Source organism: Arenibacter sp. ARW7G5Y1, assembly GCF_003201775.1.
In the GTDB taxonomy this organism is placed as follows: domain Bacteria; phylum Bacteroidota; class Bacteroidia; order Flavobacteriales; family Flavobacteriaceae; genus Arenibacter.
Window position 1 is genome coordinate 1 of the sequence record NZ_QJJZ01000035.1, and the last position, 10,771, is coordinate 10,771.

Below are 10,771 nucleotides of genomic sequence, written 5' to 3' on the forward strand. Positions count from 1 at the left end.
CCCCAGTTACCAAAAAGAACATTATAAGCAGCCAACTTTATTTCAACAGATGCCTCAGGTCGTTTTGGATCAACTTTCTGTTTATTTTTAGGCTTACATGAAATTATTGCAGTTACCACTAGTATCAAAGTAGCCAGAACTGTTGATTTTGTCATGAATTCTCTTCTTTTCATTTGACTAGGTTCAATTTGTTAATAACAAAGATTGGATTCAATCTTTTAATGGAATAAAGCGTTGCAAGTTTTTGATGATACTAAGTTGCAAATGTAAGTTAAAAATTATCATGTTTGTCGGCACTCAGCAATATCGTAAGCTTTACCTAGTTGATGTTTGTTTAGTTTTCCGGTTGTAAGTTCGTCTAAAATTTTCAATATAAAAGATTCGGAATACCGTCTAATTACGTTGTCATTTATGAACTTAATGTTTAAATTTATGTAGCCTTTATTCAGGACGGGTCAATATTGTTGCCAACGTTGCAGCTATGAGTAGTGCGGAGGCAAGGAAACTTTTCGTTTCCGTCTGGTCTGCTAGCCAGAGCTTTTTGTTTTGTAATTATTTTTATTTTTTTTAATTGCCAAATCCAAAAGATTTGGCGGACTTAGCAAACACGACTAAGCCAATGAATACAGCACTTGTCGCCCTATTTGCTATAGGCATTGTTACCACACGTAATTTTCGTTTATCTCCTTCTCTAATTGTATTATTTGCGAAGGGTAACTGGCTTCGCCATTGACGACCTTTCCATTTTCGTCCACCAATAGATATCTGGGATAAGCAAATCGCCCATTATTGCCGAATTCGTTGATTATATCTGTAAGTAACTTTTCATTGGTCAATAAATGATAACCTTCCAAATCATAGGATTTTATCATTTCATGCCAAACTTTTTCTTTGCTGTTTTTGCCCTCACAGATGTACAATGATGCTATTTCCTTGGAATTTAATAATTGCTCCAAACTTTTTTTATGCTCAAATTCCTTTTTGCAGGGAGCACACCAAGTCCCCCAAATGTCCACGAAAACTTTCTTTCCGTTGAGCTTTGAGATTAAGTCTTTGAAAGTGTCAATTTCCTCATAGTTTTCGACAAATTCAATTTTTTCGTTTGCCTTGGCATTTTTCAAATTTTTATGAAAAGTAACGATAGGTTTTATAGAAGCCTCTAAATATTCATTGTAGGGACTTTGTGGATGTTCTTTTCTGAAGTTTTCATAAGCTCCAATTATTTTTTTGGAATTATCCTTTGTTTGCCAACTTTCATAATAAATGTAGGAAGCCAGGTAATATTCAAGTTCCTCTCCAGCAAGATACTTTTTGGCTTCATCGATATTGTATTGGTAAATATCCCCTGTTTCATATTTTTTTTTCAATATCTCAGGGTCGAATTCTTCTGATGAAAGTTGCGCATACCTTATAAAATTGCTTGCCAAGGTATAGAACCACGGAGAACGGTCACTATCATTTCCGATGATATTTGAAACTTTAAGTTTTGTGTTCCAGAATTTTTTTAAACTATCTATTACCAATGATTCTTTTTCATTGAGATATTTTTGCAAAAGTATACTTGCAGCCCCCGCTTCAAGGGCGGAATAATAGACTTCTCTATCTAAAACTGCTAGTTGATGAAAATCTTTGGAAATCTCCTTTTTTTTCAGTAATTCATGGAATTTGGAAATCTCACTTTCTCTTAAAGAATTTATTTTGGATGATATTTCTTCGGGGATTGAATCATTGTAAAATTCACTCAATCCCATCATATGAAATTCGGGTGCGGGCAGGGTATTGTAAAATCTTTGGCCGTTACTGTTAGGTGAATCTATATAAAATGATTTTCGTTCTTTATCAAGTTCAATGTTAACATTATAAGTTTGTCCAGGTTCGGTTAACAGAATACCGCCACTTTTTCCTGGAACATATATGGTTGTAAATGACGGATTATCCGTGTCGATTTTTATTTGAAACTTACCTGTTGAGTCAGTAGTTATCGATTTTTTATCTCCATAAAACCATTTTCCATCAATTGGGATCGTGAATTCGATTTTATCAGGATTACCATGGCCTACTATTTGTCCGTTTATTGTTATTTCTTTCTTTTTTTCTATTGAACAGCTAATAAAACCAAATATTAGGATTGTGAATATGATAGTTATGGTTCTCATTTTTGTCATTATGTGTGGTAACGGTTTTGTGTATGGCTTGTTGCCAAAATCAGCTATGATTTTCCGCCGTAACCGAAAGATAGCAAATTGCAATGAATTCCGATTAGGAATCCAGCCGCAATGAGCTATACACGTCTTTGTTGTGTGTAGTGCTATTCCACAATGTCGGCTATTCCTTGAAAAATATTCAACGGATATTCCGCCCAACGATTGCATAAATATAAATACCACTCCTTTCCATATACCACATAAATTCGAGAATTATAACCTTTGTTTTTGTATTGTTCCAACTCTTCATTTCTTATACCTAAAAGTCGTTCAAGAACATAGTTTGAAGGTTTATATTTATCAATCAGTTTAATCGTTTCTTGATGGATTTTATCGTGATGGGATGCAATTGAGCATTTATGATTTTTGGATAAAAGTCGTTCTACATAATTCAAATAAATTTCGTCTAATTTATCTCCACGCTCAATAGAAAGTCCATTTGGTGTTTCATAAGCGCCTTTTACCATTCTGATGCTACCCGTCAGTTTAGATATTTCTTCGAAATCATCTTTTGACCTATGCAAATATGCTTGTATCGTTATTCCTAAATTTTTGTGAGTTTTTAGAGATTCTCTGTAGACGTATAGTATGTTATCAGTTCGGTCAGTTCCCTCCATACTTATAATAACTTCCTGATTGATTTTACTGGCCTCTTCGCATATAATTTTTAAGTTTTCCATAGCCAAATCTTTTGAGACTAGAAGACCAATGTGGGATAAGTCCAACGAAATTGAAGAATTCAGTTTTTTATTTCCAATTGCTTTGGTGAATTGCACAAATTCAGTAGTTGCGAGATTTGCGTCTTTTTTATTTCGTATGCTTTCGCCCATAAAATCAGTTGTTACGTCAAATCCTTTTTGATTCCATTTGCGTACTGATAATAAAGTTTCATTTATGGTTTCTCCACCAATATATCTGTCAGCAGCCTTTTTTAAAACTTTAAATAGTATTTCATTTTTTAGAATAAATTCTTTCGCATTTTCATTTAATGCGGCTTTTTTCAGGCTTTCAGCTCCAATTCTAAGTAATCTTTCTTCCATTTAATTTTCAATGCTTTTTGAATGTTCGTTAAGATACATGGTTTACAAAAGTTATATATTAACCTTTACACTAAATTGGTTTCCAATCCTGTAGCCTGTTCTTTATTTCTTAAATGTTTTTCATCAAAGTATCCTAAAAATACGTTTCTATAATATACCCTCCAAATGCCATTGCCCAATTCCTCCATTCCAACATATTTACCTTTCAAAGCAGCTGTGATATATACCCAATAATAGGATTTCCATCGAACGGGTGAACAGTCCGCAGGGAAGGCACATGAAGGGCAAACGCCAGAGTCCGGTGGAGCCCGTCTTCGGGACCCTGACCCAGTTCCTGGGGCAGAGGAAGATAAACACCTTGGGGCTGTCACAGGCCAACAAGGCAATGCAGCTATCGGCCATTGCCTACAACATCAAAAAATACCTGAAATTCTCGGGAAAACGCTCCAAAAATGGAGCGGGAAGCATAGTTCTGCACAATTGTATGGAAAATGTACTCCATAAGTCTATTTGCTTCCTTTTTGGCACTATAAAAATGAGTGGCAACACCTTCGTTTAAAAAACAAAACGGCACTAAAAGGCCGCTTATAGCATCGATATTTTATAAATTATAGGGTTGTGCAACAGTTACCCGTGTTATGGGCTCTTTTCTTTTTTATTAGTCTTTTTTTCAGTCTGTAAGTTTGGGTATGGTTGTCAGTCCAAGCGATAAATAAGTTGCTGAATTGAAAAGCTGCAATTGGCTGATTTTTTTTGCTAAAAATCTACCTTGCTAAATTCAAAAAAATATTATTTTTTAAATCTTCCCGGTAAATAGTTTTTCTGCATTGTAATTATCTTTTAAATACTTTCTACTAGGCGTTAATGACCTTGCATTCCTAATGTTTATTTGTTAACAACAGCGAAGCTCTTGAGCGAATTGTACATCTATTATAAAATATTCATAATTCCGGTTCTAGCACTTAAGAAAAATTGTCCATGTCATAGTTTGAAGTGTCCATTCTGAGAGCTTTTGTTTCGTCGCAAATTTGCAGTGTAACAAAAACAAAAACAAAAACAAATGAAATTTAAAAATTTAATCAAAGTAAGTAGCCTATTATTATCTCTAGGAATTTCAAATCAAACATTTTCACAAACAAAAAAAATACAATTATGAACAACGCAAAAACAGAAAAAATTGGATTATTAGTAACTATGACAGCAAAGTCTGGCAAAGAACAAGCAGTAAAAGACTTTTTATTAGGTGGTCTTGGTTTAGTAAACGCAGAACCAAAAACGGAGTCTTGGTTTGCCTTTCAAATTGACGAAAAAACTTATGGTATTTATGACACCTTTGAATCAAAAGAAGGAAGACAAGCACATTTATCAGGAGAAGTGGCAAAAGCCTTAATGGCGAATGCAGGTGACTTATTAGAAGGTTTTGATGCAAGTAAAGACATTAAAATGATTGATGTGATTGCTGCAAATCATAAAGCAGGTGTGCAAAATAACGGCTTATTTGTAATTATGAAAGCCAAGCAAGGGAAATCTGCTGATGTGGAAGGCTTCTTAAATACGGGAAAAGAATTAGTTGGCGAAGAGCCAATGACTATTTCCTGGTATGCTGTTAAATTAGATGATTCAACCTATGCCATATTTGACACCTTTGCAGAAGATGAAGGAAGAGATGTACACCTTAACGGTAAAGTGGCAGCAGCGCTTATGGAAAATGCTCCTGTAATTTTAGATGGTTTTGAAGCATCGGCAATTCAAACGATTAAGATTATAGCTTCAAAATAATGGCTATCTTGGGAAGGGGGTGTTTGAAGCACTCCCTTCTTTTTAATTCTAAAAATAATGGTAAAATGGCTCAAATAATAATTGATAAACAAAATGGTGAACTCGCTTTCAGATTAGAACAATTTGAAAACCTGAGTCAGTTCGATCATTTAAAACGGAAGAATTATTACTCCATTATTCTGTTAAGTGGGAGTAATTACAAGCTAAACGCCGATTTATCTGACTATTTATTAAAAGATAATCAAATGATCTGTTTGTCACCTTATCAGCCATTTATGATTACATCTGAAAGTTCTTGTTCAGGATGGATGTTGAACTTTCATTCGGATTTTTTTTGTACTTATAGACATCAAAATGAAATTGAAACAGAAGGCATACTATTTAACAACTTTCATGATTTACCCCATTTTCAAATATCTGAAGAAGCTTTGTTCTTTAGTTTGATAGATCAAATTTCGAATGAAATGGATAGAAACTCTATTGCTCAACATGAAGTTCTGGTTGCTTTTTTAAAGGTATTTTTAATTGAAGCAGTTAGACAGAAGAGAGCATTTGATAAAGAACTTGTGCCAACATTTTCCGATGGACAATCTGAGATTTTACAAAACCTAGTGGATTCAATTGAAAATAATTTTTCAAGTATACATTCTCCTAATGAGTATGCAAATCAGTTGTGTGTTAGTTCTAAAACTCTAGCGGGAATTGTGAAGAAATATTTAAATCAAACTACAAGTACGTTAATTTCTAACAGAATTGTTATTGAAGCCAAACGAGAACTTTATTTAACTTCAAAACCTGTAAAACAGATTGCATCTAATTTAGGTTACGATGACGAATTCTACTTTAGTAGGTTTTTTAAAAAGAAAGTTGGAGTGTCTCCTGATATTTACAGAAAAACAGTGGGTTTTGCTAAGTTAGAAAATTGATAATTGCAATTTTTGCTGACACACAACGGTCTCAGCTAAGGTTCGTTGCGGTGATATGTCCGCAGGACAGTCCCGCCGAACCCGAGCGTTGGATTAAAAATAGGGATTTCCGACAGGAAATCCGCAAGCAATGAACTTTAGGTGTTGTTATCAACTGGCTTTTATTTATCAGTAGGAAAGTTCTAGTCCGAAATGGCTTGCCTTGTATGTAATTCCAGTTATACGTTCTTCATATTTTTCCTCCATTCCCAATTCACGTATTCCGTCCGTCGCATTGTAAAACATTTTCTCTAGGGCTATATAATAACCTTCGTCCCAATATCCGAAATCTTCGATAACCTCCAAGCAACAAGCTACATAATGTAGTTCCAATTCCACATTAAGTTCGGTTATTTTCATTTTTTGAAGGGTACGTATCAACTTTCTGGCCTCGGCCTCACGCAACTGCATGTACCGTCCACCCGGATAAATATATCTTTCGATTTCCTTTTTGTATTTCTCGACAAGTACTTTGATTTCCCCGGTGGCAAAAATGTCCAAGTAAGTTTTTGCAGCTGGAATTTTTTTATACATCTCTGAAATCAGCTTAATGATTTCAGTTTTGTCCATTGCCTTTAGTTCTTTTTTTACTTCTCTTAGTGCCATTCAGGACTATGCGTTTTTCAGCTGTTCGTTAAGATACATGGTTTACAAAAGTTATATATTAACCTTTACACTAAATTGGTTTCCAATCTTGTAGCCTGTTCTTTATTTCTTAAATGTTTTTCATCAAAGTATCCTAAAAATACGTTTCTATAATATCCCCTCCAAATGCCATTGCCCAATTCCTCCATTCCCACATATTTACCTTTCAAAGCAGCTGTGATATATACCCAATAATAGGATTTCCATCTAACGGGTGAACAGTCCGTAGGGAAGGTACATGAAGGGCAAACGCCAGAGTACGGTGGAGCCCCTCTTCGGGACCCTGACCCAGTTCATGGGGCAGAGGAAGATAAACACCTTGGGGCTGTCACAGGCCAACAAGGCAATGCAGCTATCGGCCATTGCCTACAACCTCAAAAAGTATCTGAAATTCACGCAAAAACGAGTAAAAAGCGGAGCAGGAATGATCGACTTGTTTTTTGTTCTGAAAAACAGACCGACAGCAGTCGATAAATCCGTTTTAACGGGTATGAATTTGGTCTAAATCCAGGTAATCAAAAAAAGAAAAACCGCTTAGAGCGGCTTATTTGAGTTGGTAATTTTACGTTTTACAGGCTTGTGCAACGGTTACCATTGTTAGCAACTGCCCTTTTTCACTCGAATATTGATTTGGTTGCATTAGTTTTTTCAATAAAAATCAACGAATCAAAATTTTTAATTAATTGAAGATAATATATATCCTCTTCCGATTCTTTTGCATAACCAATTAGCCTTGTAGGGGCGATTATTTCATCCGTGTTTAGTTCATTTTTTAAGTTCGTCATATCTATAATAAACGATTTGTTATTTATAGATAGTCTATTTTCCCAAAACAAGCTGTCGATAGGTTTAAATGATTCAGTTTTAAGTTTCTCCTTATAACTGTGGTCTCCATTTATAAATTTTTCATCCATATACGCATAGCTGCCTTTCAATGTCGTAAGCCCAATTGTGTAATAATCGCTATTGAACTCTTTTTTTAAGTTTCTGCCCATTATCCCTATTTCATTATCTGTGATAATTTCATTTGAAATATGTGCGTTGTGAGCCCAAACAATAATTTTACTATTCGAATTTTTTGCTAAAAATGATATTCTATCTGCCATTATTTCATCTCGACTCTGAAATGGTTTTTGGTTTTTAATGTTCACATAGTTGATGTATGTGTTTTTTCCATTGAATAGAATTTCTCTGATTGATTTAGTAATTTTATTTGTAGTTTCTAAATAATTCTCAATTTCTAAGATGTTATTGTAAATAGAATTATTGACCTTATATTCTTTTTTCAAATTATCAGTTGAACTTTTTGCAATATTGGATTCTAATTCTTGCAAAAGCTTATTTAACGTTTTATCATTTATTGGATTAATATTGTCTTTTAGTAGTTCATAGAAAACCCAATATGAATCGTCGCAACCTTTAAACTTAATGTTGTATTGGGTTTTATTTTCCTTGTACCATTGTAAGAAAGATTTCATTTCTTTGGTTTGATAAATTGAAAATAAGTGTTTTCGCATTAAACTATCTAAGGGTGTTTTATCCAAATCTTTGTTCAAAATTTCAATATCATCGTAAGGGTTTTCCAAAACTACAAGATTATACCCTTTTTCCTTTATTAGTCTTTTTGTTATGATTTCTCTAAGGCGATAAAATTCTGACGTTCCGTGTGTGCTTTCTCCAATTGCAACTATCTTTTTGTTGCCGATTTTTTCTATCAATGGGTCTAAACTACTATGCAGAGTTTCTTCGTTGGAAAAGTCTAATTTTCTTGTAGATTTTGATAATGCCGATTCAAGCTCGTTAGAATTATAGTTTTCTAAAGTTATTCTTTCTGTTTCCTTTAATTCTTGAATGTCTTTACCATCAATTCTCACTTTGAAGTCATCGAACCAAGCGATTCCTTTTTTACCTAAAATTCCGCCTACATAGATAGTTTTAGCATTAGATGGAAAAGGTAGCTTTATAGAATATTCTTTCCAATCACTTGTTCCACTTATTTTTTGATTTTGCATTGATTTAAATGCTAAAGAACTTTTTTTTGAATTTCCGTCAATTCGCATTAAAAGCCCAACAAATCCTTTTACATTTTCGTACTTAATTCGACCAGAAAGTACAATGGTGTCTCCAACGTAATTTGCTGGTATCCTATAAGTAATACAGCCAAATTTCCCTTCTTTATCGGAAACAACTTTCCCAACAGAATTGCCCTCGCTAATAATTTCTCCCGTTAAATTTTCAAAATTCCCCCACTTAAACCATCCTGTGGGCATTTTTTCTTTTTCTGGTTTAAAATCGTTAAAGTCTAAATTGTATTTATTTTGACTGTTAACAGCTAATGGAATTAAGATTAGAAGAACTAAAAAGTAAAATGTTTGTTTTATGAGTTTCATATTTTGGATGAATGTTTTTTTTTAATGTCATACAACAGTGCGGCTATGGGGAGTAAGGCGGGTGATAAGCACTTATCTTTCCGCCAAGCCCGTAGCCAAAGTTTTTGCATTTTGTTTTTATTTTATCTATTCTAAAAGCCAAATCAAAAGATTTGGCGGACTTCGCAAACACGCCCAAGCTTTTAGATTCAGAACTTACCGCCCTATTTGCTATAGGAATTGTTGTAAAACGTACTTTTTTACACCTCGATTGAAATCGTAACTTTTCCGCCAAGACCTTTTTCCACAATTTCGTAAAGCGTTTTCAAGGTCAGATTGCTGCCGTTGTTTTCTACTCGTGAAATATAAGTCCGTTTTTTGTCCACTAATTCGCCCAGTTGTTCCTGCGTAAGGTTTTTTTCTTCCCGTGCATTTCTCAAAAGTAAACCGATTTTAAAAGACTCAAAATCTCTTTCCAATCCGTCTCTACGTTCCGTTCCTTTTTTTCCATAAACGGTGTCCTTGATTTCTTTCCAACTCTTGGTGTCCATCTTATTTGTTTTTGTCTTCATAGTATGAATTCATTAGTCCGACCGCTTTGTCGATTTCTTTTTTTGGTGTTTTCTGCGATTTTTTGGTAAATCCGTTCAAGAGTATTACCAATTTTCCTTTGTCGAAAAAACAGAAGACCCTCCAAATATCCGAGCCTAATTTTATTCGGGCTTCGTAGAGTCCTTTAGTTCCGACAAGTGCTTTCAGATAAGTGGAGGGAACTCTTTCATAAGTCTCGATTATTTCGATTACCTTAAATATCTTGTCCTGAACCTTTTTCGGTTGTTTGAGCAAGAATTCTTCGAAATACCCCTTATACTGGATAACTTCCCTTACTTTTTCCATCACCCAAAGGTAACTTAAAAGTTACTATTTTCAAAATATTTTATTGAATTTAGGTTGGACGCTTAAATTTGTTAGTATGTTTTACAACGTCTCGTCTATGGCAAGTAGGGCAGGCAAGGAAACTTTTCGTTTCCGTCTGGTCTGCGAGCCAGAGCTTTTTGTTTTGTAATTATTTTTTCTTTTTTAATTGCCAAATCCAAAAGATTTGGCGGACTTAGCAAACACGCCCAAACCTTTAAATATAGCACTTTATGCCCTATTTGCTATAGGTATTGTTAGGCTTAGTTATTTATTCCAGTTCCAGTAATAATTTAGGACCATCGTAAAACCCTTCTCGGTCGGCTTGAATCATTCCAGAAAAGTTTTTTTCAAAGAACTCCATAAGTTCTCCATTTGCGTCATAACCTTTGTCCACTATGTCATTTGTTGGTAATTGAACACAAATTATATATTCGGTCTTTTTTAAGTGTTCGGCCACTTTTTTCTTTTTCAGTTCATAGAAACGTGGTTTACCGACAAACTCCAAAAACTCTTCTAATTCCTCTTCCGCAAGTCCGTCAGAATTTTCAAGTCCATTTAGTTCAACTAAAAGCGGCAATCTATTTTTATCATAGATTAATTCAAAATGATTCCAGTTTTCAGTTAGTAACTCCGCTCCATTTAGATTAGAACTTACATCTATTCCATTTGCGATTACAAAGTCCAAAATACTTTGTATCGTCGGTTTATTTTTGGTTGCACAAAATACTCTTGTGAAATAACCCATATGTTGATTTTAATTCTGACTAACGTCAAATTAAGTTGCTGATATCTAGGGCAATTGTAAATCCTAGATCTTCAGGTTTTAATTCAAATTTATCTATTTGTTTTTT

The 10,771-nt window shown here is 34.2% G+C and carries 13 protein-coding genes; 4 read left to right on the forward strand and 9 right to left on the reverse strand.

Annotation, left to right across the window (positions count from 1 at the left end; genetic code table 11):
• Positions 1–659 precede the first annotated feature (659 nt).
• The 3 genes from C7972_RS23470 to C7972_RS24010 all read right to left on the reverse strand — a co-directional run bounded on the left by C7972_RS23470 (position 660) and on the right by C7972_RS24010 (position 3,453).
• The gene (locus tag C7972_RS23470) at positions 660–2,363 is read right to left on the reverse strand and encodes a TlpA disulfide reductase family protein (RefSeq protein ID WP_181422991.1); all 1,704 of its coding nucleotides are present in this window, start codon (positions 2,361–2,363) and stop codon (positions 660–662) included.
• Positions 2,309–3,244: a proline dehydrogenase family protein gene (locus C7972_RS23475; protein WP_110358599.1), complete on the reverse strand. Its 936-nt coding sequence runs from the start codon at positions 3,242–3,244 to the stop codon at positions 2,309–2,311. The genes C7972_RS23470 and C7972_RS23475 overlap by 55 nt, the downstream gene beginning before the upstream one ends.
• Before the next feature lie 65 nt (positions 3,245–3,309).
• A complete protein-coding gene (locus C7972_RS24010) occupies positions 3,310–3,453 on the reverse strand; it encodes a hypothetical protein (protein WP_181422992.1) in 144 nt (47 codons plus the stop codon).
• 68 nt (positions 3,454–3,521) lie between these two features.
• On the opposite strand from C7972_RS24010, the gene C7972_RS24265 reads away from it, so the two are divergent.
• The 3 genes from C7972_RS24265 to C7972_RS23490 all read left to right on the forward strand — a co-directional run bounded on the left by C7972_RS24265 (position 3,522) and on the right by C7972_RS23490 (position 5,949).
• Positions 3,522–3,803 carry a transposase gene (locus C7972_RS24265; protein WP_110358600.1) on the forward strand — a complete coding sequence of 94 codons (282 nt, stop codon included), beginning with the start codon at positions 3,522–3,524 and terminating at the stop codon, positions 3,801–3,803.
• Positions 3,804–4,396: 593 nt separating this feature from the next.
• Positions 4,397–5,023: a putative quinol monooxygenase gene (locus tag C7972_RS23485; protein WP_110358601.1), complete on the forward strand. Its 627-nt coding sequence runs from the start codon at positions 4,397–4,399 to the stop codon at positions 5,021–5,023.
• Positions 5,023–5,949, forward strand: a complete 927-nt coding sequence (locus C7972_RS23490; RefSeq protein WP_110358602.1) for a helix-turn-helix domain-containing protein — start codon at positions 5,023–5,025, stop codon at positions 5,947–5,949. The genes C7972_RS23485 and C7972_RS23490 overlap by 1 nt, the downstream gene beginning before the upstream one ends.
• Positions 5,950–6,117: 168 nt before the next feature.
• On the opposite strand, the gene C7972_RS23495 is transcribed toward C7972_RS23490, so the two are convergent.
• Positions 6,118–6,594 (reverse strand): DUF6155 family protein, encoded by a 477-nt coding sequence (locus tag C7972_RS23495; RefSeq protein ID WP_110358603.1) that lies wholly within the window; start codon positions 6,592–6,594, stop codon positions 6,118–6,120.
• A gap of 65 nt (positions 6,595–6,659) precedes the next feature.
• Entirely contained in the window at positions 6,660–6,803 is a 144-nt protein-coding gene (locus tag C7972_RS24020; RefSeq protein WP_181422994.1) for a hypothetical protein, read from the reverse strand.
• Positions 6,804–6,871: 68 nt separating this feature from the next.
• On the opposite strand from C7972_RS24020, the gene C7972_RS24270 reads away from it, so the two are divergent.
• Positions 6,872–7,138, forward strand: a complete 267-nt coding sequence (locus C7972_RS24270) for a transposase (protein WP_258364938.1) — start codon at positions 6,872–6,874, stop codon at positions 7,136–7,138.
• Positions 7,139–7,247: 109 nt separating this feature from the next.
• On the opposite strand, the gene C7972_RS23505 is transcribed toward C7972_RS24270, so the two are convergent.
• From C7972_RS23505 to C7972_RS23520, 4 genes are all read right to left on the reverse strand, one after another.
• Positions 7,248–9,023 (reverse strand): erythromycin esterase family protein, encoded by a 1,776-nt coding sequence (locus C7972_RS23505; protein ID WP_110358604.1) that lies wholly within the window; start codon positions 9,021–9,023, stop codon positions 7,248–7,250.
• A gap of 239 nt (positions 9,024–9,262) precedes the next feature.
• Positions 9,263–9,553 (reverse strand): helix-turn-helix domain-containing protein, encoded by a 291-nt coding sequence (locus tag C7972_RS23510; RefSeq protein ID WP_089895954.1) that lies wholly within the window; start codon positions 9,551–9,553, stop codon positions 9,263–9,265.
• 1 nt (position 9,554) lies between these two features.
• Positions 9,555–9,899, reverse strand: a complete 345-nt coding sequence (locus C7972_RS23515; RefSeq protein ID WP_089895945.1) for a type II toxin-antitoxin system RelE/ParE family toxin — start codon at positions 9,897–9,899, stop codon at positions 9,555–9,557.
• Between the two features lie 289 nt (positions 9,900–10,188).
• Positions 10,189–10,665: a hypothetical protein gene (locus C7972_RS23520; protein ID WP_110358605.1), complete on the reverse strand. Its 477-nt coding sequence runs from the start codon at positions 10,663–10,665 to the stop codon at positions 10,189–10,191.
• Between the last annotated feature and the right edge of the window lie 106 nt (positions 10,666–10,771).